Here is a 22028-nt window from a genome sequence, read left to right as displayed (position 1 = left end):
CGAAGGCCTCGCGGCCGCGAGCGCTACAAGCGCTCTTCCACACGTGCTACGTCTCGACACGCTCGCCTTGCGCCAACAGGTTGGCACCACCGGACATCCCGGGCACCCTATGGATGTACCGCAACAGCATTGGACGCAGCTGCGGAAACTGAAAAGGTGGTGTCACATGCGAGCCCATACCGACGCATCAAGCCAACGACTCGCCGCCGACAATGCGGCCCAACGCGATCTGCAGGCAGCCGCTCATTTGCTGGAAGAAGCACTCACGCTTCTGCGCGCCGATTCAACGCTGCTGGTGACGCACACCACGAAGCGCGCGCCCGACAGGCTCCTGCGACTTCCCGAAGTCGAGCGGCTCACCGGGCTGCGCCGGTCGGCAATCTACGAGCAAATGCAAAGGGGCGTCTTCCCCCGCTCCGTGAAGGCCGGGCGTCGCACCGCGACCTGGCCGGAGAGCGCCATTCAATCATGGATCGCCGATCGCCTGGACGGGCGCCCGGCCTGAGTCGCGGACCTCGGCCAGCGCCGCTGGCGATGACTTCCGGCGACGCTTGTGTGCTCGGCGCGCTTACTGCGCGGGCCGGCCACAGCCGGCCCGCGCGTTTGTTTGCCGTCTGCACGCCGCTGTCGGCGCTCAGGTTTCGTTCGGCCAGCGCAGACCCGCGACTCTCGATCACCGCGTGCACGCACGTGTCACCGTTAGGGATGAGCGTGTACAGGTCGGCCCGGCCCCAGCGCAGCGTCCAGACAACTGAGCATGTCGTCGCTGGTGGCGATATCGACGGCGCGCCTCGAACAGGTCGAACTGGAAGGCTTGGCGCGGCCAGGATCCCGGCGAACTGCGCAAGGCCGTCAAGGCTAAGTAGTTCCTTTCGGATGTTCGTACACGTATTCTTCAAGCGGCCAGCGCCAAAAAGCTGGCTAAGCGCCCAACGATCGCGCATGCGCGCGATCAATGCGTTGAGATCGGTGCGGGTGAACTTCCACCGGATTTGGATGCGCGATGCTTTCGAAGTAGCGCTCGAAATTCGCCAGCCGCTCGGCGAGCGCCTCCAAACATGGAAAGCGTTGAGTCAGCACCTTGCGCTGCACGATCGAGAAGCAGATCTCGATCTGGTTGAGCCAACTGGCGTGGACCGGCAGCGAACGGCTCCAACGTAGCGTGGATTCCTCGAACGCATCGCAAATACCAGCAGGTTGGCGCTCGACAAGTTAATCCAGTTCGAGAACCAGCCGCTTCGCGAACGCTACGTGCGCGGTGTGTGCGGTGGCGCCCTCATCGAGTTCATGCAGCCGCGATCGCCGCGCGCGCGGATGTCCCGATGGCCTTCCAGTGCGCGTTCGCCGGGTCCGGCTCGCCGCGGGATTGGCACGGCCGCAGCAGCTTGCCCACGTGGTGACGCTGAACACTTTTTCGGACATGCCCGGGCGCAACGCGCGAAGTCGTGCAGGCCCTCGTGCATCTGCCTGAACGATGACTTCATCGACGATCCAACATAGGACGCGGGCGAGCAGCGCCTGACCTGCTGAACGAAGATTCAAGGAGCGGTTGACAGCCATACATCGAGCTGCCACGTGGTCAGGGAGTGCGGTTCAATCGTGAATCGCTTAGATCGACGCACGACGTGATACCGACGAGCCGACGCGTGCGATCGTGCGATGCCGCATTTCTACAACGGTCCAGGAACGTCGCAAACTAGGACACGGTTAGGACACGGGGGCTAAAAAAGAGAAAAGGGTTAGCAGATACTTATCTGCTAACCCTCATCAATCTTGGCGGAGTGGACGGGACTCGAACCCGCGACCCCCGGCGTGACAGGCCGGTATTCTAACCAACTGAACTACCACTCCTGGTAGGCTGCGTTCGCTCCGGTTGGAGCCAAGTGCTGCCGACTTGTGCCTTCTCCACTTGCGTGAAAACTGGCGACCCTACGGGGATTCGAACCCCGGTACTCACCGTGAAAGGGTGATGTCCTAGGCCTCTAGACGATAGGGTCGTAAACCTAAGAACCGCGTTGCGATCAACGCTTGTTTTCTCGACTCCCTGATGGTGGAGGTAAGCGGGATCGAACCGCTGACCTCTTGCATGCCATGCAAGCGCTCTCCCAGCTGAGCTATACCCCCGTGTGGGTGTCGAGCCTCAAATTATAGCGTGGAAATTCAGGCTTCTTGTAATCGCTTCAAAATTTCTTCGCGAGAGAAGAGTGCGAGAACTGCATCGAGCGACGGCGTCTGTGCCTTGCCCATCACGAGCACGCGCACGGGCATGGCCAGCGCGGGCATTTTGAGGCCGTGGGCGGCAAGCACGTCCTTGATGGCAGCGGCGATGGAGGCCTTGTCCCACGCGGCTGTCGCGAGCTTGTCGGCAAGGGTCGCGATTGCGGGCCGCACGGCGTCGGTCAGATGCTGCGCGCGATCGGCGTCGCTGGCTTGCACATCGGCATAGAAGGCCGCGGCCCAATCGGCAAGCGCGACCGTGGTCTCGCAACGGTCTTTGAACAACGCGCAGATCGCATCGAGTCGGTCGTCGGCCGTGATGCCGCGCTTGGCCAACTGGGCCGCAACCAGCGGGGCGAGTTCGGCGTCAGGCTTGGCTTTGACGTACTGCGCGTTGACCCAGGCGAGCTTGGCAGCATCCCACTGCGCCGGGCTCTTCGACAGGTGCGATCCGTCGAACCAGCTCACCATCTGCTCGCGCGTGAACAGTTCATCGTCGCCATGGCTCCAGCCCAAGCGCGCGAGGTAGTTGAGCATCGCCTCGGGCAGGTAACCGGCCTCCTCGTAAGCGGTGACGCTCACCGCGCCGCGGCGCTTGGACAACTTCTGCCCGTCCTCCCCGAGGATCACGGGCACATGCCCGAACTGCGGCAACGGCGCGCCCAGCGCACGGAAGATGTTGATCTGCCAGGGGGTGTTGTTGATGTGCTCGTCGCCACGGAACACATGCGTGATGCCCATGTCCCAGTCATCGACCACCACCGCGAAGTTGTAGGTCGGCACGCCATCGGTGCGCACGATGATGAGGTCGTCGATCTCGCGGTTGTTGATGGTGATCGAGCCTTTGACGAGATCGTCCCAGGTCACGTCTCCATCCGGCGGATTGCAGAAGCGGATCACCGGCTGCACGCCCTCTGGCACCGGCGGCAGCACCTTGCCCGGCATCGGCCGCCAGCGGCCGTCGTACAGCGCCTTCTCGCCGCGGGCGCGCTGGGCCTCCTTCATCTCCTCGAGCTCGGCGGGCGTGCAGTAGCAGCGGTACGCCGTGCCGGCAGCCAGCATCTGCTCGACGACCTCGCGGTAGCGGTCGAGGCGCTGCATCTGGTAGACCGGACCCTCGTCGTAGTCCAGGCCAAGCCAATGCATGGAAGCCAGGATCTGCTCGACAGACTCCTGGGTCGAGCGTGCGACGTCGGTGTCCTCGATGCGCAGCACGAACTGGCCGCCGTGATGGCGCGCATAGGCCCACGAATAGAGCGCGGTGCGCGCGGTGCCGAGATGGAGAAATCCGGTGGGTGACGGCGCGATACGGGTGCGAACGGTCATGAGTTCAGTGGCTCAGCGTGTCGAGGCCGCGCAAAAGGTCGGCGCGGATGTCGTCGATGTGGTCCAGCCCGACCGCTACGCGGATCAGGCCCTGCCCGATGCCTGCGGCCTGGCGCTGGTCTTCGGTGAGGCGGCCATGCGAGGTGGTGGCCGGATGGGTGATGGTGGTCTTGGTGTCGCCGAGGTTGGCGGTGATGGAAAGCACGCGTGTGCTGTCGATCACGTGGAATGCATTGGCACGCGCCACCTCGGGCGTGTCGCCCTCCACGTCGAAGGACACCACCGCCCCACCCTGCCCCGACTGCTGGCGCATGGCCAGTTCGTGCTGCGGATGCGATGCGAGCCCGGGGTAGTAGACACGCTTCACCTTGGGCTGGGCCTCGAGCCACTGCGCCAGCGCCAGTGCGCCCGCGCAATGGGCCCGCATACGGATGCCCAGCGTCTCCAGTCCCTTCAGCACGACCCATGCATTGAAGGGCGACAGCGCCATGCCGGCCGTGCGCACGACAGTGGCGAAGACGTCGATCAGCTTCTGCGAACCGCAGATCGCGCCGGCGAGCACCCGGCCCTGGCCTTCGAGGTACTTGGTGCCCGAGTGGATCACCAGGTCCGCGCCAAGCTCGGTGGGGCGCTGCAGGGCCGGCGAGCAGAAGCAGTTGTCGACCGCGAGCAAGGCGCCCGCCGCGTGCGCCAGATCGGCCAGCGCGCGGATGTCGCAGACATCGGTCAGCGGATTGGTGGGCGTCTCGGCGAACAGCAGCTTGGTGTTCGGCTTGATCGCCGCTTTCCATTCGGCCAGGTCGGTCTGCGAGACGAAGGTGGTTTCCACGCCGAACTTGCCGAAATCGCGGCCGATGAGATTCAAGGTGGAGCCGAACACGGAGCGCGAACACACGACATGGTCACCGGCCTTGAGCAGGCCCATGCACATCATGAGGATCGCGCCCATGCCGCTGGAGGCGCCGATGGCGGCCTCGGTGCCTTCCAGCGCGGCCAGGCGGCGCTCGAAGCTGGCCACGGTCGGGTTGGAGGTGCGCGTATAGGTGAAGCCCTCCTCGGTGCCGGCGAAGCGGCGCGCCGAGGTCTCGGCATCGGGTTGCACGAAGCTGCTGGTCAGGTAGAGCGCTTCGGAATTCTCGCCGTACTGGCTGCGCTCGAGCGCGGCGCGCACGGCGAGGGTGTCGCGGTGCAGTCCGGGGGGCAGGGATCGGTCGGTCACGATGTCAGTTCTCGCTGAGATTGGGCAGGGCGAGGCGCGAGGAATCCTCTTCGGTTTCCTCGATGCGCGGACGGTTGCCGTTCATCCGCGTGATGGCCTCGGTGTCGATGTCGCCGGTGACGTACACACCGTCGAAGCAGGAGGCATCGAAGCCGTCGAGCTTCAACCCGTTGGCAGGCGCAGCCTTCAGCACGGCGCGCTTCATCGCCTCCACGTCCTGGTAGATCAGGGCGTCGCAGCCGATCAGCTCGCGCACCTGCTCGACGGTGCGGTCGTGGGCGACCAGCTCGTCCTTGGTCGGCATGTCGATGCCGTACACGTTGGGGTAGCGCACCGGCGGCGCCGCGCTGGCGAGATAGACCTTGCGGGCGCCGGCGTCCCGCGCCATCTGCACGATCTCGCGGCTGGTGGTGCCGCGCACGATGGAGTCGTCCACCAGCAGCACGTTGCGCCCCTTGAACTCGCTGCCGATCACGTTGAGCTTCTGGCGCACCGACTTCTTGCGCACGCCCTGCCCCGGCATGATGAAGGTGCGGCCCACGTAGCGGTTCTTCACGAAGCCTTCTCGGTAGGGAATGCCCAGGAGGTGAGCGAGCTGCGTCGCGCTCGGCCGGCTGGATTCGGGGATGGGAATGATCACGTCGATCTCGCTGGGCGGCACGGTCGAGACCACGCGTTGGGCCAGGGTTTCGCCGAGATTGAGCCGCGCCTGGTAGACCGAGATGCCGTCCAGCACGGAATCGGGCCGCGCAAGATACACGAACTCGAACATGCAGGGATGGAGACTGGGCGATTGGGCGCACTGCTGCGCCTGCAGGTTGCCCTGCAGGTCGATGAACACCGCCTCGCCGGGCGCGACGTAGCGCTCGAAGACGTGCCCCGACCCCTCCAGCGCCACGGACTCGCTCGCCACCATCAGCGTGCCGTCGGCGGCGCGGCCGACCGCCAGGGGACGGATGCCATACGGGTCGCGGAAGGCCAGCAGCCCATGGCCGGCGATCAAGGCCACCACTGCATAAGAGCCGCGCAGCCGCTTGTGGACGTTGCGCACGGCGGCGAACACGGTGGCGGCGTCGAGCTTGCCGCCGCGGGTGGCGCGGTCGAGTTCATGCGCAAGCACGTTGAGCAGCACCTCCGAGTCGCTCTCGGTATTGGTGTGGCGGTGGTCAGTCGAGAACAGCTCGGCGCGCAGCGCATGCGCGTTGGTCAGGTTGCCGTTGTGCACCAGCACGATGCCGAAGGGCGCGTTCACGTAGAAAGGTTGGGCCTCTTCCTCGCTGAAGGCATTGCCGGCGGTCGGGTAGCGCACTTGTCCCAACCCCACGTTGCCCGGCAGGGCCCGCATGTTGCGAGTGCGGAAAACGTCGCGCACCATGCCCTTGGCCTTGTGCATGAAGAATTTGCGTTCCAGCAGGGTGACGATGCCGGCCGCATCCTGTCCACGATGCTGCAGCAGCAGGAGCGCGTCGTAGAGCAACTGGTTGACGGGTGCGTTGCTGACAACGCCGACGATTCCACACATGAAGCGATCCTCTCAGGGTCTCAAGGCAGATAGCTTGCCAATTTTTCTGGCAGAGCAGGCTTGAGGCCCTGCAATGCCGCATCCAGAACAGTGGCGCTGCGCGATTCGCGCCACCAGGGCGCGTCCGCGAACGCCAGCAGGTGAACCATGACCGCCGCCGCCAGCAGCGCGACGGCGCCGCGCGCCAGGCCGAAGACGGCGCCCAGCAGCCGATCCACCGGCCGCAGGCCCACCGCGGCAATCAGCTTGCGCGTCAACGAAGCCACCAGTCCCACGCCGAAAGCAACCGCCACGAACACCAGGACGAAGCCCGCCGCATAGCGCCAGCTCCCTTCCGGATCGCCGAGGGGCAGCCAGCCGCCCACGTCGGCCGCGAACCATTGAGCACACAAGAAGGCCGCGACCCAGCCCGCCAGCAAAATCACTTCGAAGACCAATCCCCGCACCAGGCCGAAGAGCATCGACACCACCAGCAGCACGATGGCGATCCAGTCGAGCGCAGTCACGTCCGCTACAAGCTGAGGACGGCCGCAGACAAAGACAAGCCCTTGACCTTGCCGGCGGCCTTGTCAGCCTCGGCACGCGTTCCAAAGGGGCCGACGCGCACGCGGGTGCGCTCGCCGTCCGCCGTCTTTGCCACGTGGGTATAGGTCTTGAAGCCGGCCTTTTCCAGTTTCTGCCGCACCTCGCGGGCCTTGTCGGCATCGGCGAAGGCGCCGACCTGCACCACGAAGCGGCCGCTCTCGTCCGCTGGCGCAGGGGTGCTGGTCGTGGCCTTGGCGGCTGCGGCCGCGGCGCTCTTGCCTTCGAGAAGGGCGCGGGCACGGACGCCGTCGTCGGCGGTCTTGGCGGCGGTCTTGGTCTCGGCTTTGGCGTCGGGCTTGGGGTCAGGCCTGGGTTCGGCCTTGGCTTCTGCCTTTGGCTTGGACTCCGCTTTGGCCTCGGGCCTTGCTTCGGGCTTGGGCTCCGGCTTGGCCTCTGCCACACGTGCAGGCTTGGTTTCAACAGGCGGCGCGCCCGGCGCCGGGCGGGAGGGCGGGACCTCGGTGCCATCCGCCATCTCGGTGATCATCTCGCTGCTCGAGGGTCTGGTTGCCACCGGCGCGGCGGGTGCCGGCGCGGGCGCGGTGCTCGTGGTGGGCGCCGGCTGCGCGGGCAGGGTCAATGGCTTGGTCTTGTTGCGATCCGGAATCTCGATCGGGATGTCGACGGACACCGGACGCGGCTGCGTATCGAACAGCAGCGGAAATCCGACCACCCCCACCAGCACCAGCACCGCGGCGCCCAGCAGCCGGTGCCGGGCGCGCCGGCGCATTGCTTCGATGCTTTCGGCAGGCGCCGCCGCCACGCTGGTGTTTCGCCCTTCGTTGGCCTGCGGACCGTGGGAGCGGAACTTGAAGAACGCCATGAAATTCGATTCCCTGGAGGAGTGCAGCGTGGAGGTAGATAAGGCGCCGGAACTCAGGCCCATCAAGCGTCTGGCGGCAGGTGCCGGGCCTGCAGACGTGGTGTTCCGTGCTCGAGCACACCACCCACTGTGAAGAACGATCCGAAGACGACGATTCTATCAGCGGGGTCCGCGTGATCGATGGCGGCCTGCAGTGCTTCCATCGGTGCCGCATGCGCGCTGGCGGAGGCATCCGCACGCTTGTTCCGCGCCTGCCATTGCGACATCAGGTCGGCGGCCTTGGCAGCACGCGCAGTCGGCAGGTCGGTGAAGTACCAGCGGTCGATCATGGGGCCGATGCGCGCAAACATGGAGGCCAGGTCCTTGTCGGCCATCACGCCGAACACGCCGTGCGTCGTCGGATAGAAGCCCATGGCGTCGAGGTTCTCCGCCAGCGCTGCCACCGAATGCGGGTTGTGCGCCACGTCGAGCACCAGCGCAGGCTCGCCCGGCACGATCTGGAAGCGGCCCGGCAACTCGACCATGGCGAGCCCCGTGCGCACAGCTTGCGCAGTGACCGGCAGCCTCGGCCGCAGCGACGCCAGAGCCGCCAGCACACCAGCCGCGTTGACCAGTTGGTTGGCCCCGCGCAGCGCCGGGTAGGCCAGGCCGCTGTAGCGACGCCCGCGGCCGGCCCAGCCCCACTGCTGCTTGTCGCCCGACACGTGGAAATCGCGGCCCACCCGCCACAGGTCGGCGCCGATGGCCTCGGCATGGTCGATCACGCTGCGCGGGGGCACCGGGTCGCTCACGATGGCCGGCTTGCCGGGCCGCATGATGCCGGCCTTTTCGAACCCGATGCGTTCGCGGTCGGGACCGAGGAACTCCATGTGGTCCAGGTCGATGCTGGTGATGATGGCGCAGTCGGTATCGACCATGTTCACTGCGTCCAACCGGCCGCCCAGGCCGACCTCGAGGATGGCGACATCCGGCTTGCTGGCCGCGGCGCAAAGGAGGATGGCCAGCGTCGTGAATTCGAAGTAGGTCAGCGCCATGTCGCCGCGCGCCCGCTCCACCGCTTCGAAGTGCTCGCAGAGCGCCGCGCCCTCGACGGCCTCGCCCGACAAGCGCAGCCGCTCTTCGAAGCGCACCAGGTGCGGCGAGGTGAAGACCGCCGTGCGGTAGGCGGCGCTCATCAGAATGCTTTCGAGCATCGCGCAGGTCGAGCCCTTGCCGTTGGTTCCGGCGACGGTGATCACCGGGCATTCGAAGACGAGATCGAGGCGCCGGGCCATCTCGCGCACGCGTTCGAGGCCCAGTTCGATGTTCCTGGGGTGCAGGTGCTCGGCATGCGCGAGCCAGTCGGCAAGGGTTTTCATGGAGCCCGGAATTGTCGCCCAGGCGCAGCGCAGGCATCATCGGCGCATGACCACGACCCTTTACGGCATCACGAACTGCGACACCGTCAAGCGCGCCCGCGCCTGGCTGGACGAAGAAGGCATCGCGTACCGCTTCCACGACTTCAAGAAGGAGGGCGTGCCCGAAGCCGAACTCGATCAGTGGCTGCGCGCCCCCGGCTGGGAGGCGCTGGTGAACCGCCGCGGCACGACCTGGCGGCGGCTGGACGACGCGACGCGCAATTCGGTGGTCGACACAGCTTCGGCCCGTGCCGTGCTGCTGGCCAACCCCAGTCTGATCAAGCGGCCGGTGGTCAACTGGGGCCCTCGAGGCGGCGTTACGACAGGGTTCGACGCCGCCCAGTGGAAAAGCCACACTGTGTAAACGGTTGAACCCGCACCGGCGGATCGCGTCGAACCGCCTCAGAGGGCCCTGGCAAGTGCCCCCATCTCAAGGAGTTCCTACATGCGCACCCCCTACAAGCCCCTTCACAAGCTGACTGCCCTGTCCCTGTTGGTGGCGGCGTTGGCCGGCGCGGCGACGATGGCGCAGGCCGAGCAGGTCTGGGCCCGGGTGGTCTCGGTCACGCCCTCGCACGAAGCCACCGGCACTACCCGCTACAACGTCACCTATGAATACGGCGGACGGCGCTACACCACGGTGACCGACACCCGCCCCGGTGCCAGCATTCCCATCGAAGTGGGCGACTATGGCGTTGCGACGACTTCCCCGGTTGCCCCTCAGCCGCCCATCGCCGCGGCGCCCCTCGACCAGCAACAACCTCCCGACTGGAACACCGTGACGCCGGAGCCCGGCATCGTGGTCTCGGGCGGCGGTGCACCTGCATATGGTGCTTATGGCCAGCCCGCGCCGGTCTACGTGCAGCCGGCGCCCCCCGTCTACTACCCCGCGCCGGTCTACGCGGGACCAGCCTACTACCCTGCCCCTTACGTGTATCCGCCCATCGGCCTTTCGCTCAACCTGGGCTATTCGCGCGGCTGGCGCGGCGGCTGGCACGGCCACTGGCGCTGACGCGCCGGCAGGCCGCCCGGGCCGGCCTAAAATCACGGGCTTTCCAACCCTTGCAGGGGCGCGCCTTCGCCGGGCGCGCGTCCGGCGGCCGCACGCCGCCGGCGCCGAGCCCTCCTCCAGATGAGCATGATCGAATCCCTCTCCAGCGCCACGGTGTCGACCAAGGCGAACGTGTATTTCGACGGCAAGTGCGTGAGCCACAGCCTCACGCTGGCTGACGGCAGCAAGAAATCGGTGGGCGTGATCCTGCCCGCGACACTCACCTTCAGCACCGGCGCGCCGGAAATCATGGAAGGCACGGGCGGCCGCTGCGAATACCTTCTTGCGGGCAGCAGCGAGTGGAAGGCCGCAGGACCCGGCGAAAAATTCAGCATCCCGGGCAACTCGAGCTTCCAGATCCGCGTGAGCGGCGAGCCCTACAGCTACATCTGCCACTTCGGTTGAAACGGGATTCGAGCATGGCCACCATTCTTCAAAGCATTCCCGCCGGCCAGAAGGTCGGCATCGCCTTCTCCGGCGGCCTGGACACCAGCGCCGCGCTGCGCTGGATGCGCAACAAGGGCGCCATCCCTTACGCTTACACCGCCAACCTCGGCCAGCCCGACGAGCCGGACTACGACGAGATCCCGCGCAAGGCAATGCTCTATGGCGCCGAGAAGGCGCGCCTGGTGGACTGCCGCAGCCAACTGGCCGCCGAGGGCATTGCCGCCCTGCAGGCCGGCGCCTTCCACGTCACCACCGCCGGCCTGACCTACTTCAATACCACGCCGCTGGGCCGCGCCGTCACCGGCACCATGCTGGTCGCCGCGATGAAGGAAGACGACGTCAATATCTGGGGCGACGGCAGCACCTACAAGGGCAACGACATCGAGCGCTTCTATCGCTACGGCCTGCTCACCAACCCGGCGCTGAAGATCTACAAGCCCTGGTTGGACCAGGCCTTCATCGACGAGCTGGGCGGCCGCGCCGAAATGTCGGCCTTCATGCAGAAGGAAGGCTTCGCCTACAAGATGTCGGCCGAGAAGGCCTACTCCACCGACTCCAACATGCTCGGCGCCACGCATGAGGCCAAGGACCTGGAGCACCTGAACAGCGGCATGAAGATCGTGCAGCCGATCATGGGCGTGGCCTTCTGGAAGGACGAAGTCGACGTCAAGCGCGAGGAAGTCACCGTGCGCTTCGTCGAGGGCCGCCCGGTGGCCATCAACGGGGTGGAATACCCGAGCCTGGTCGAGCTGCTGCTGGAAGCCAACCGCGTCGGCGGCCGCCACGGCCTTGGCATGAGCGACCAGATCGAGAACCGCATCATCGAGGCCAAGAGCCGCGGCATCTACGAGGCCCCGGGGCTGGCGCTGCTGTTCATCGCCTACGAGCGCCTGGTGACCGGCATCCACAACGAGGACACCATCGAGCAGTACCGCGACCATGGCCGCCGCCTGGGCCGCCTGCTCTACCAGGGCCGCTGGTTCGACCCGCAGGCCATCATGCTGCGCGAGACGGCACAGCGCTGGGTCGCACGCGCGGTCACGGGCGAGGTCACGGTCGAGCTGCGCCGCGGCAACGACTACTCGATCCTCAACACCGACTCGCCCAACCTCACCTACAAGCCCGAGCGGCTGACCATGGAAAAGGGCGAGTCCAGCTTTTCGCCGGCCGACCGCATCGGCCAGCTGACGATGCGCAACCTGGACATCGTGGACACGCGCGAAAAGCTCGGCATCTACACCCAGGTCGGGCTGCTGTCCTCGGGTCAGGGCGCGTCGCTGCCCCAGTTGAAGAACGACGAGTCGAAGTAGTCGGACCGCGGCCGGTGCGGAGTCGTTGGCTCCCGGGGCCACCGGCTCGACGATCGCCGCCGCTACACCGCCTGAATGCGACGGCGGAGGCAGGACTGAAACCGCACGTGGAGGCGCGGTGCGGGCAGGTGCATCACACCACCACCGGCTCCGGCTCCAGCCGGATGCCGAAGCGCTCATACACGCTCGTCTGGATCGCCTTCGCCAGGGTCATGACCTCGCCGCCAGTGGCCGGATGGCTCCTGCCGCCGCGGTTGACCAGCACCAGCGCCTGCTTCTCGTAGACGCCGGCGTTGCCCATGGTCTTGCCCTTCCAGCCGCAGGCGTCGATCAGCCAGCCTGCCGCGAGCTTGATGCTGCCGTCGGCCATCGGGTAGTGCACGATCTTCGGGTCGCGGGCGATGATGTCGGCGCACTGCTCTGGCGTGACGGTGGGATTCTTGAAGAAGCTGCCGGCATTGCCCAGCACCCGCCAGTCCGGCAGCTTGGCCGTGCGGATGGCGCAAATCCAGTCGAAGATCTGCCGTGCACCGGGCGCGTGGTTGCCGGCTTCGGCCATCTTGCGCTCCAGGTCCAGGTAGCCCAGGACCGGCTTCCACGGGCGCGGCAGGCGCAGGCGCACCCGCGTGATCAGCGCCCTGCCGGCCAGGCCGAAGTCGTTGGGGCCGCCGGCGGCAACGTGCTTGAACACCGAATCGCGGTAGCCGAAGGCGCATTGGGCGGCATCGAGGGTGAAGCTGCGGCCGGTGTCCAGGTCGATGGCGTCGAGGGACTCGAAGCGGTCCTGCAGCTCGACGCCGTAGGCACCGATGTTCTGCACCGGGGCGCCGCCCACGGTGCCGGGGATGAGCGCCATGTTCTCCAGGCCCAGGTAACCCTGATCCAAGGTCCAGCGCACCGTGTCGTGCCAGGTCTCGCCTGCACCCACCTCGACGATCCAGGCGCGCGGCGTCTCCTCGACCAGGCGGCGGCCCATGATCTCGATCTTCAGCACGAGGGACTTGACGTCGCCGGTCAGCACGATGTTGCTGCCGCCGCCGAGCACGAATTTGGGCGCCGCGTGCCAGCGCGGATGCGCCAGCAGCGCGGCCACATCAGCCTCGTTCGCGATGCGCACCAGGGCGTGGGCGCGCGCGACGATGCCGAAGCTGTTGTGCGGCTGCAGCGGTACGTTGTGCTCCACGATCATGGGAGAATTGTCGCATCCGTACCGCGTCATCCAGGAGGAGTGTTCATGCCGTCATTCGATACCGTCTGCGAACCCAATCTGCCCGAAGTCAAGAATGCCGTGGAGAACACGGCCAAGGAAATCGCGACGCGCTTCGACTTCAAGGGCACCGCAGCCGCCGTCGAACTCAAGGACAAGGAAATCACGCTGATCGGCGATGCCGAATTCCAGCTGGTTCAGGTCGAGGACATCCTCCGTAACAAATTGACCAAGCGCAGCGTGGACGTGCGCTTCCTCGACAAGGGCGACGTGCAGAAGATCGGCGGCGACAAGGTCAAGCAGGTTTTCAAGGTCAAGAATGGCATCGAGAGCGAGACCGCCAAGAAGATCCAGCGCCTGATCAAGGACAGCAAGCTCAAGGTGCAGGCCGCGATCCAGGGCGACGCGGTCCGCGTGACCGGCGCCAAGCGCGACGACCTCCAGGCCGCGATGGCGCTGATCAAGAAGGACGTGCCCGACATGCCGCTTTCCTTCAATAACTTCCGCGAATAAATGTTGCTCTCCCCCAGGCTCCCCCACTTCGTGTGGTCCGCCAACCCCCTCACCGGGGGCAACACCACCGGCCCGGCAAAGCCGGTTCCGCGGTGTTCCCCGAAAAAGATGGCCCGCTTGATTCTTGCGGTCATGTGCATGGTCACTGGCTTGGGCGTGCAGGCGCAATCGGTGATGCTCACCGGCACCATCGGCAGCCGCGCCATCCTGATCGTCGACGGCAGCGCGCCGAAGACCGTCGCCGTCGGCGAGACCTTCCAGGGCGTCAAGCTGCTCTCGCTCGCGGGCGAACTGGCGACGGTGGAAGCCGGCGGCAAACGCGTGGCGCTGCGCATGGACCAGCCCGTCAGCATCGGCGGCAGCGCCGGGGGTGGCGGCGGCAGCCGGATCGTGCTGCCGGTCTCCAGCGGCGGGCACTTCATGACCCAGGGCACCATCAACGGGCGCAGCGTCAGCTTCATGCTCGACACCGGCGCCACCGCCGTCGCTCTGTCGACGGCCGACGCCCAGCGCATCGGCCTGGACTACAGCAAGGGCCAGCCGGTACGCATGAACACCGCCAACGGCGTGGCACCGGGCTGGCGCGTCAGGCTGAATTCGGTGCGCGTCGGCGACGTCGAGGTCTACGACGTCGAGGCGGTCGTCTCCCAGCAGCCCATGCCCTTCGTGCTGCTGGGCAACAGCTTCATCAGCCGCTTCTCGATGCGGCGCGACTCGGACCAGATGGTCCTCGAAAAAAGGTTCTGAGCAAGCCCCCGGGCGCGCCGGCTCAGGCCGCCGCCGTCACCACGATCTCGATCTTGTAGGCCGAATTGGCCAGCGCCGCCTGAACGGTGGCACGCGGCGGCGTGTGGCCGGCCGGAATCCACGCATCCCACACCTCGTTCATGGCGCCGATCTCGCCGATGTCGGCCAGGAAGATCTGCGTCATGAGGATGCGCGACTTGTCACTGCCGGCCTCGGCCAGCAGCCGGTCCACCATGGCCAGCACCTGCGCGGTCTGGCCCCGGATGTCCTGCGAGGTGTCGTCGGGCACCTGGCCCGCAAGGTAGATGGTGCCGTTGTGGATGGCGGTTTCCGACAGGCGCGGGCCGACGTGGAAGCGTTGAATCTGGGCCATGAGATCATTCCTTTCAAGTCCTGGCTTTGGAGCCCAGCCTGGACTCCGTACCGGCCAAGAGCCGGCGGATGTTTTCACGGTGGCGCCACACGAGCAGCAGGCTGATCGCGATCAGCGCGAGCAGCACCTCCCGGCGCAGCGTCCAGGCGATGCCGCCGCCGATCAGGTAGTAGGCCGGCGCGAAGAAGGCGGCCACGATCGAGGCCAGCGAGGAATAGCGGAAGAAAAACGCGATGATCAGCCAGGTCAGCCCGGTCGCCAGCCCCAGCAGAGGCTCGATGCCAAGCAGCGCGCCGGCGGCCGTCGCCACGCCCTTGCCGCCCTGAAAGCCGAAGAAAACCGGGTACAGATGGCCCAGGAAGGCCGCCAGCCCCGCCAGCGCCGCCGTCCCCGCCCCCAGGCCCCAGGCATCGCCAAGGCGATGGATCAGGAACACGGGCAGCCATCCCTTGACCGCGTCCAGCAGCAGCGTGGCCAGCGCCGCGCCCTTGTTGCCCGAGCGCAGCACGTTGGTGGCCCCCGGGTTCTTGCTGCCGTAGCTGCGCGGATCGGCCATGCCCAGCGCCCTGCTCACGATCACGGCAAAGGACAGGGAGCCCAGCAGGTAGGACAGCACGATCGCGATCGACGAAGGCAGGTAGGAACTCACGGTGTCTCCAGGGGAAGCGGGCGGCATGGGGCGCCCGGCGGCCGGCTATTCTGCCAGCGCGCACTGCACCGGCTTCGCGCCCAGCAGCCGCACGCAGACCTGCGGATCGATGCCGACCAGGTAGCCGCGCCGCCCGCCGTTGATGGCAATCCTCGGCAGCTCGAGGATGCTCGACTCGATGTAAACCGGCATCGCACGCCGCGTCGCGAAGGGCGAGGTGCCGCCCACCAGGTAGCCGCTGTGCCGGTTCGCCACCTCCGGCTTGCAGGGCGCCACCGACTTCGCGCCGATCTGCCGCGCGAGGCTCTTGGTCGAGACGGTGCGGTTTCCGTGCATCAGCACGATCAGCGGGTTGGCGTCCTGGTCCTGCATCACCAGCGTCTTGACCACGGTGAAGGGGTCCAGCCCCAGCACCTGCGCACTGTGCTGCGCGCCGCCGTGCTTCAGGTAGTCGTAGGGATGCTCGGTGAAGGCGATGCCCTCCGCCCGCAGGAGCTGGGTGGCGGGTGTTTCGCTGATGTGCGCCTTCTTCTTGCTCATGAGGGGGACGCCACTGCCGCCATCAGATCGCCGGGTCCCGCATTTCCCAGCGCAGCTTGTCGACCTCGGCCAGCACGTCTTGCGACAGCCTGTGGCCCCAGGTGTCGATGTTCTCGTCCAGCTGGGCCAGCGAGGTGACGCCGATGATGGTGCTCGCCACCTGCCACTTGCTGTAGCAGAAGGCCAGTGCGAACTGCGTGGGCGTCATGCCCGTGGCAGCCGCCAGCGCGTTGTAGCGCCGGGCCGCGGCCAGCGCCTCCGGACGGCCCCAGCGCTGCTTGCGCACCGATTCGTAGCGGGTGATGCGCGCGTTCTGCGGCGCCGACGGACCGGTGATGCCGCTCTCGTCGTACTTGCCCGTCAGCAGCCCGAAGCCCAGCGGCGAATAGGCCAGCAGCGAGACGCCGAGCCGGTGCATGGTCTCGTCCAGTCCGTTTTCGACGCCGCGGTGCAACAGGTTGTAGACGTTCTGCACCGAGGCCACGCGCGGCAGCCCGTGCTGCTCGGCCAGGCGCACGAACTCGTGCACGCCGTAGGGTGTCTCGTTCGAGAGGCCGATCGCCCGCACCTTGCCGGCCTTGACAAGGCCGGCCAGCGCCTCGAGCTGCTCGCGGATCGGCGTCTGCGAGGTCTCGCGCGACGGGTCGTAGTACATGTTGCCGAAGGCCGGCACATGGCGTTCCGGCCAGTGGATCTGGTAGAGGTCGATCACGTCCGTTTGCAGGCGCCGGAGGCTTCCTTCGCACGACGCCACGATGTCGGCCGCCGTCATCCCGCTGCCCTCGCGGATCCAGGGCATGCCGCGCGAGGGGCCGGCCACCTTGGTGGCCAGCACGACCTTCCCGCGCACGCCGGGGTTCTTCGCGAACCAGTTGCCGATGATGGTCTCGGTGGCGCCGCAGGTCTCCTTGCGGGCGGGCACGGCGTACATCTCGGCCGTGTCGATGAAGTCGACACCGCGCTCGAGCGATCGGTGGAGGATGGCGTGGGCGGTGGGCTCGTCGACCTGCTCGCCGAAGGTCATGGTGCCGAGGCAGATCGGCGCGACGCGCAGGTCGCTCTGCCCGAGTTGGATCTTTTGCATGCTCGGAATGCTACCGCGCGTGTCCGCTGCCGGACTGCGCGGCCGGCGCGGCCTCCGTATCATCGATCGCCCATGTACCAAGCCCTCCGCCCCTCCCGCAGCGAATTCGTCCCCGTGCGCACCCTGCGCTACCACGTCCGCACCTGGGGCGCGCCCTCGCCTTCCCGCCCACCGCTGGTGCTGCTGCACGGCTGGATGGACGTCGCCGCATCCTGGCAGTTCGTGGTCGATGCGCTGGCCTCCGAGCGCCACGTGATCGCCCCCGACTGGCGCGGCTTCGGCCAGAGCGACGGCGGCCCGGTCGACAACTACTGGATGCCCGACTACCTGGCCGATCTCGACTGGCTGCTCGACCACTACGCGGGCGACGCGCCCGTCGACCTGATCGGCCACAGCATGGGCGGCAACATCGCGATGCAATACGGCGGCGTGCGGCCCCAGCGCGTGCGCCGCCTGGTCAACCTCGAGGGCTTCGGCATGCCGGTGCTGCAGCCGTCCGAGGCGCCCGGGCGCTTCGGCAAATGGATCGACCAGCTCAAGCGGCTGCACAAGGGCGAGATGGCCCTGGCGAGCTATGCGGGCCCCGAGGGCGTCGCGCGCCGCCTCATGAAGACCAACCCGCGACTCTCCCAGGACAAGGCCGACTGGCTCGCTGGCCACTGGTCCGTCGCACGGGCCCGGGCCGAGGGGGGCGAGCGCTGGGAGATCCTGGGCGACCCGGCCCACAAGATCATCAACGCCAACCTGTTCCGGGTCGACGAAATGCTGGCCCTGTATGCCGCGATCGAGGCGCCGGTGCTCGCCGTGGTGGCATCGGACGACAGCCTGCAGGGCTGGTGGAAGGGCCGCTACACGCTGGCGGAGTTCCAGGAGCGCCTGAAATCGGTGCGCGACGTCCGCCTCGCACGCGTAACCGATGCCGGGCACATGCTGCACCACGACCAGCCCGGGCAGGTGGCCGCCTTGATCGAGCCATTCCTCACCGGCGAAGGGCCTTGACAGGCATGAGAAAATGCGCGGTTTCCCCGAACACCGTCAGGATTCCCCATGGATGCAGAGCAAATCAATCAAATCGGCGCCACCCTTGCGGGCCTGAGCGCCAGGACGGTCGACTTACGGAGGTATCTTTGACTACGATGCCAAAGCCGAACGTCTGAGGACGGTCAACGCATCGCTCGAAGATCCCGCGGTCTGGAACGACCCGAAGAAGGCCCAGGAACTGGGCAAGGAAAAGAAGGCGCTCGACGACGTGGTCGTCACGCTCGACCGGCTGGGCAGCAGCCTCTCCGACAACACCGAGCTGTACGAGATGTCGAAGGAGGAAGGCGACATCGCCGGCCTGCAGGCCATCGCCGATGACGCCGCCAAGCTCCAGGCCGACATCGAGCAGCTCGAGTTCCGCCGGATGTTCAACAACCCGGCCGATCCGCTCAACGCCTTCGTCGACATCCAGGCCGGCGCCGGCGGCACCGAGGCCTGCGACTGGGCCAGCATGCTGCTGCGCCAGTACCTGAAGTACGCCGAGCGCAAGGGCTTCAAGACCCAGATCGAGGACGAAACGCCCGGCGACACCGCCGGCATCAAGAGCGCCACCATCAAGGTGGAGGGCGAATACGCCTTCGGCCTGCTGCGCACCGAAACCGGCGTGCACCGGCTGGTGCGCAAGTCGCCCTTCGATTCATCCGGCGGGCGCCACACCAGCTTCGCCAGCATCTTCGTCTACCCCGAGATCGACGACTCGATCGAGATCGAGATCAACCCCGCGGACGTGCGCGTCGACACCTTCCGCGCCAGCGGCGCCGGCGGCCAGCACATCAACAAGACCGACTCTGCCGTGCGACTCACCCACATGCCCACCGGCATCGTGGTGCAGTGCCAGGACAGCCGCAGCCAGCACAGCAACCGCGACGTCGCCTGGAAGCGCCTGCGCTCCCGCCTGTACGACCACGAGATGCGCAAGCGCATGGAAGAGCAGCAGAAGCTCGAGGAAGGCAAGACCGACGTCGGCTGGGGCCACCAGATCCGCAGCTACGTGCTGGACAACAGCCGCATCAAGGACCTGCGCACCAACGTCGAGATCTCCGCCACCCAGAAGGTGCTGGACGGCGATCTCGATGCCTTCATCGAAGCCTCGCTCAAGCAAGGCATCTGACCATTCCGGAGACACTCGATGCACCTGCGTGATGCCCAAGCCGAGCCCGTCGCGATCCGTCGCGAGGACTACCGTGCCCCCGCCTACTGGATCGACACCGTCGACCTGACCTTCGACCTCGATCCGGCCAAGACCCGCGTGCTCAACCGCATGCGCCTGCGCCGCAATCCCGAGGTCGCTGCCGAGCCGCTGCGCCTGGACGGCGACGAACTCAACCTCGCGCGAGTGCTGGTGAATGGCCAGGGCGCTTCCTTCCGAATGGAGGCCGACCAGCTCATCATCGACAACCTGCCCGAGTCCTTCGAGCTGGAGATCTTCACGACCTGCGCGCCGGCCAAGAACACCAAGCTCATGGGCCTGTTCGTGAGCGAGGACACCTTCTTCACCCAGTGCGAGGCCGAGGGCTTCCGCCGCATCACCTACTTCCTCGACCGGCCCGACGTGATGGCCAGCTACACGGTCACCATCCGCGCCAACCGCGAGGCCTACCCCGTGCTGCTGTCGAACGGCAACCTGGTCGAGCAGGGCCAACTGCCCGAGGGCCGCCACTTCGCCAAGTGGGTGGACCCCTTCCGCAAGCCGAGCTACCTGTTCGCGCTGGTGGCCGGCAAGCTGGTGGCGCGCGAGCAGCGCATCAAGGCGCGCAACGGCAAGGACCACCTGCTGCAGGTCTACGTTCGCGCGGGCGACCTCGACAAGACCGAGCACGCGATGAACTCCCTGATCAACTCGATCGCCTGGGACGAGGCCCGCTTCGGCCTGCCGCTGGACCTGGAACGCTTCATGATCGTCGCCACCAGCGACTTCAACATGGGCGCCATGGAGAACAAGGGCCTGAACATCTTCAACACGAAGTACGTTCTGGCCAACCAGGCCACCGCGACCGACGCCGACTACAGCAACATCGAGAGCGTGGTCGGCCACGAGTACTTCCACAACTGGAGCGGCGACCGCGTGACCTGCCGCGACTGGTTCCAGCTCTCGCTCAAGGAAGGCCTCACCGTCTTCCGCGACCAGGAATTCAGCCAGGACCTGTGCGCGGAGCCCTCGGCCCGCGCCGTCAAGCGCATCGAGGACGTGCGCGTGCTGCGCACCGCCCAGTTCCCTGAGGACGCCGGCCCGATGGCGCACCCCGTGCGGCCCGACAGCTACATCGAGATCAGCAACTTCTACACCGTCACCATTTACGAGAAGGGTGCCGAGGTGGTGCGCATGATGCAGACCCTGGTCGGCCGCAAGGGCTTCGAGCGCGGCATCACGCTGTACTTCGAGCGCCACGACGGCCAGGCCGTGACCTGCGACGACTTCGCCCAGGCCATCGCCGACGCCAATCCCGAGTCCGAACTGGCGCGCCTGCTGCCGCAGTTCAAGCGCTGGTACAGCCAGGCCGGCACGCCGCGCCTGTCGGCCCACGGCGTCTACGACCCCGTGCAGCGCAGCTACACCCTGAGCTTCGTGCAGAGCTGCCCGCCCACCCCGGGCCAGCCCTTCAAGGAACCCTTCGTCATCCCGGTCAACCTGGGCCTGCTGAGCGCCGACGGCCGCGAACTTCCCCTGCAACTGGCGGGCGAGGACGCGCCGGGCGCGGGCACCCGCACCCTGGTGCTCACGCACGCGGGCGAGCAGTTCACCTTCGTCAACGTCGAGGCCGAGCCCGTGCCTTCCATCCTGCGCGGCTTCAGCGCGCCGGTGATCCTCGACCACGACTACGGCGAGGCGCAACTGCTCACCCTCCTGGCCCACGACACCGACCCCTTCAACCGCTGGGAAGCGGGCCAGCGCCTGGCGTTGCGCGCCGCGATCCAGGCCATCGAGGGGCCGGCCGCCGGCCCCGCCGAGGCCCCCCTGGGCGAGGCCTACCTCGATGCCATGCGCAGCCTGCTGCGCGATCCGCAGCTCGACGCCGCCTTCAAGGAACTGGTGCTCACCCTGCCCTCGGAAACCTACATCGCCGAGCAGCTGGACGTCGTCGATCCGCAGCGCGTGCATGCCGTGCGCGAGGCCATGCGCGTCCAACTCGCCACCGGCCTCTTCGCCGACTGGGAGCGGGTGTACGAGCAACATCGCGAGACCGGCCCCTACAACCCCGACCCGCATTCCGCCGGGCGGCGCGCCCTGGCCGGCCTCGCCCTGGTCTACCTGTGCCTCGCGGCCCGCAGTTCCGGCGACGCCGTCTGGCCCGGCAAGACGCTGCAGCGCTTCAAGGACGCGGGCAACATGACCGACCGCTTCAACGCCCTCAATGCGCTGGTCTCTTCCGGCCATGCGCTGGCCGCGCAGGCGCTGGCGAGCTTCCACGCCATGTTCAGGAACGAGGCACTGGTCATCGACAAGTGGTTCTCGCTGCAGGCCGGCGCGCCGGACCGCGGCGGCGACATCCTGCCGCTCGTCAAGCAGCTGATGAAGCACCCCGACTTCTCGCTCAAGAACCCGAACCGCGCGCGCAGCGTGATCTTCAGCTACTGCAGCGCCAACCCCGGTGCGCTGCACCGCCCCGACGCCGCGGGCTACGTGTTCTGGAGCGAGCGGGTGATGGAGCTGGACGCCATCAACCCGCAAGTCGCGGCGCGCCTGGCACGCGCCCTCGACCGCTGGAGCAAGCTGGCCGAGCCTTATCGCAGTGCGGCGCGCGAGGCCATCATGCGCGTGGCGTCGAAGCCCGATCTCAGCAAGGACACGCACGAAGTCGTCACCCGTGCCCTCGCCGCGTGATCGAGCTCTCCCCCAGGCTTCCCCACTTCGTGTGGTCCGCCAACCCCCTCACCGGGGCCAACACCAGCGGCCCGGCAAAGCCGGTTCCGCGAAAAATGTTGCTCTCCCCCAGGCTCCCCCACTTCGTGTGGTCCGCCAACCCCCTCACCGGGGG

At 67.0% G+C, this 22028-nt stretch carries 22 protein-coding genes and 3 tRNA genes; 11 read left to right on the top strand and 14 right to left on the bottom strand.

Features of this window, described 5'->3' with window-relative positions:
- Positions 1-505: helix-turn-helix transcriptional regulator (locus tag ABEA07_RS17870; protein ID WP_345539518.1), on the top strand; the 505-nt coding region annotated here is incomplete at its 5' end.
- Positions 506-942: 437 nt separating this feature from the next.
- Positions 943-1161, top strand: a complete 219-nt coding sequence (locus tag ABEA07_RS17865; protein ID WP_345539516.1) for a hypothetical protein — start codon at positions 943-945, stop codon at positions 1159-1161.
- A gap of 613 nt (positions 1162-1774) precedes the next feature.
- Here ABEA07_RS17865 and ABEA07_RS17860 read toward each other — a convergent pair.
- The 9 genes from ABEA07_RS17860 to folC all read right to left on the bottom strand — a co-directional run bounded on the left by ABEA07_RS17860 (position 1775) and on the right by folC (position 9050).
- Positions 1775-1851, bottom strand: a tRNA-Asp gene (locus ABEA07_RS17860).
- A 70-nt stretch (positions 1852-1921) separates the two neighbouring features.
- Positions 1922-1997 (bottom strand) — tRNA-Glu (locus ABEA07_RS17855).
- Positions 1998-2048: 51 nt separating this feature from the next.
- Positions 2049-2124 (bottom strand) — tRNA-Ala (locus tag ABEA07_RS17850).
- A gap of 36 nt (positions 2125-2160) precedes the next feature.
- Positions 2161-3543, bottom strand: coding sequence for a glutamate--tRNA ligase (gene gltX / locus ABEA07_RS17845; RefSeq protein WP_345539515.1), 1383 nt, complete (start codon positions 3541-3543; stop codon positions 2161-2163).
- Between the two features lie 4 nt (positions 3544-3547).
- Entirely contained in the window at positions 3548-4762 is a 1215-nt protein-coding gene (locus ABEA07_RS17840) for an O-succinylhomoserine sulfhydrylase (RefSeq protein ID WP_345539513.1), read from the bottom strand.
- A 4-nt stretch (positions 4763-4766) separates the two neighbouring features.
- Positions 4767-6284 (bottom strand): amidophosphoribosyltransferase, encoded by a 1518-nt coding sequence (gene purF, locus ABEA07_RS17835; RefSeq protein ID WP_345539512.1) that lies wholly within the window; start codon positions 6282-6284, stop codon positions 4767-4769.
- A gap of 20 nt (positions 6285-6304) precedes the next feature.
- Positions 6305-6790: a CvpA family protein gene (locus ABEA07_RS17830; RefSeq protein WP_345539511.1), complete on the bottom strand. Its 486-nt coding sequence runs from the start codon at positions 6788-6790 to the stop codon at positions 6305-6307.
- A 5-nt stretch (positions 6791-6795) separates the two neighbouring features.
- The gene (locus tag ABEA07_RS17825) at positions 6796-7692 is read right to left on the bottom strand and encodes an SPOR domain-containing protein (RefSeq protein WP_345539510.1); all 897 of its coding nucleotides are present in this window, start codon (positions 7690-7692) and stop codon (positions 6796-6798) included.
- Between the two features lie 62 nt (positions 7693-7754).
- Complete coding sequence (gene folC, locus ABEA07_RS17820) at positions 7755-9050, bottom strand: bifunctional tetrahydrofolate synthase/dihydrofolate synthase (protein WP_345539509.1); 1296 nt, start codon at positions 9048-9050, stop codon at positions 7755-7757.
- Positions 9051-9096: 46 nt separating this feature from the next.
- Between folC and ABEA07_RS17815 the strand changes: the two genes are divergently transcribed.
- From ABEA07_RS17815 to argG, 4 genes are all read left to right on the top strand, one after another.
- Positions 9097-9453, top strand: coding sequence for an ArsC family reductase (locus ABEA07_RS17815; RefSeq protein WP_345539507.1), 357 nt, complete (start codon positions 9097-9099; stop codon positions 9451-9453).
- 81 nt (positions 9454-9534) lie between these two features.
- A complete protein-coding gene (locus ABEA07_RS17810; RefSeq protein WP_345539506.1) occupies positions 9535-10101 on the top strand; it encodes a hypothetical protein in 567 nt (188 codons plus the stop codon).
- A gap of 126 nt (positions 10102-10227) precedes the next feature.
- Positions 10228-10545: a pyrimidine/purine nucleoside phosphorylase gene (gene ppnP / locus ABEA07_RS17805; RefSeq protein WP_345539505.1), complete on the top strand. Its 318-nt coding sequence runs from the start codon at positions 10228-10230 to the stop codon at positions 10543-10545.
- 14 nt (positions 10546-10559) lie between these two features.
- A complete protein-coding gene (argG, locus tag ABEA07_RS17800; RefSeq protein ID WP_345539504.1) occupies positions 10560-11897 on the top strand; it encodes an argininosuccinate synthase in 1338 nt (445 codons plus the stop codon).
- A 133-nt stretch (positions 11898-12030) separates the two neighbouring features.
- On the opposite strand, the gene murB is transcribed toward argG, so the two are convergent.
- Complete coding sequence (gene murB, locus ABEA07_RS17795) at positions 12031-13086, bottom strand: UDP-N-acetylmuramate dehydrogenase (RefSeq protein ID WP_345539503.1); 1056 nt, start codon at positions 13084-13086, stop codon at positions 12031-12033.
- 45 nt (positions 13087-13131) lie between these two features.
- Here murB and ABEA07_RS17790 point away from each other — a divergent pair, with 45 nt between their 5' ends.
- The gene (locus ABEA07_RS17790) at positions 13132-13617 is read left to right on the top strand and encodes a YajQ family cyclic di-GMP-binding protein (RefSeq protein WP_345539501.1); all 486 of its coding nucleotides are present in this window, start codon (positions 13132-13134) and stop codon (positions 13615-13617) included.
- A gap of 138 nt (positions 13618-13755) precedes the next feature.
- Positions 13756-14364 (top strand): retropepsin-like aspartic protease family protein, encoded by a 609-nt coding sequence (locus ABEA07_RS17785; protein ID WP_345539500.1) that lies wholly within the window; start codon positions 13756-13758, stop codon positions 14362-14364.
- Between the two features lie 22 nt (positions 14365-14386).
- Here the strand turns inward: ABEA07_RS17785 and ABEA07_RS17780 are convergent, their stop codons facing one another.
- The 4 genes from ABEA07_RS17780 to ABEA07_RS17765 are packed head-to-tail and all read right to left on the bottom strand — an operon-like array spanning position 14387 to position 17010.
- A complete protein-coding gene (locus ABEA07_RS17780) occupies positions 14387-14737 on the bottom strand; it encodes a RidA family protein (RefSeq protein WP_345539499.1) in 351 nt (116 codons plus the stop codon).
- A gap of 13 nt (positions 14738-14750) precedes the next feature.
- Positions 14751-15386 carry a glycerol-3-phosphate 1-O-acyltransferase PlsY gene (gene plsY, locus ABEA07_RS17775; protein ID WP_345539498.1) on the bottom strand — a complete coding sequence of 212 codons (636 nt, stop codon included), beginning with the start codon at positions 15384-15386 and terminating at the stop codon, positions 14751-14753.
- Positions 15387-15431: 45 nt separating this feature from the next.
- Complete coding sequence (locus ABEA07_RS17770; RefSeq protein WP_345539497.1) at positions 15432-15926, bottom strand: aminoacyl-tRNA deacylase; 495 nt, start codon at positions 15924-15926, stop codon at positions 15432-15434.
- Between the two features lie 22 nt (positions 15927-15948).
- Positions 15949-17010: an aldo/keto reductase gene (locus tag ABEA07_RS17765; RefSeq protein ID WP_345539496.1), complete on the bottom strand. Its 1062-nt coding sequence runs from the start codon at positions 17008-17010 to the stop codon at positions 15949-15951.
- 72 nt (positions 17011-17082) lie between these two features.
- Between ABEA07_RS17765 and ABEA07_RS17760 the strand changes: the two genes are divergently transcribed.
- The 3 genes from ABEA07_RS17760 (at position 17083) to pepN (ending at position 21874) form a co-directional block, all read left to right on the top strand.
- Positions 17083-18009, top strand: coding sequence for an alpha/beta fold hydrolase (locus ABEA07_RS17760; protein WP_345539494.1), 927 nt, complete (start codon positions 17083-17085; stop codon positions 18007-18009).
- Between the two features lie 48 nt (positions 18010-18057).
- A protein-coding gene (prfB, locus tag ABEA07_RS17755; protein WP_345539493.1) for a peptide chain release factor 2 occupies positions 18058-19162 on the top strand; the annotation gives its coding sequence in 2 pieces (ribosomal slippage) (positions 18058-18138 and positions 18140-19162; 1104 coding nt in all).
- A gap of 18 nt (positions 19163-19180) precedes the next feature.
- Positions 19181-21874 (top strand): aminopeptidase N, encoded by a 2694-nt coding sequence (gene pepN / locus ABEA07_RS17750; RefSeq protein ID WP_345539492.1) that lies wholly within the window; start codon positions 19181-19183, stop codon positions 21872-21874.
- The last annotated feature ends 154 nt before the right edge of the window (positions 21875-22028 follow it).

This window comes from Variovorax defluvii, assembly GCF_039541515.1.
GTDB lineage: Bacteria > Pseudomonadota > Gammaproteobacteria > Burkholderiales > Burkholderiaceae_C > Variovorax > Variovorax defluvii.
Note: the sequence above shows the minus strand (reverse complement) of the source record. Positions and strands in the feature narration are given on the sequence as shown.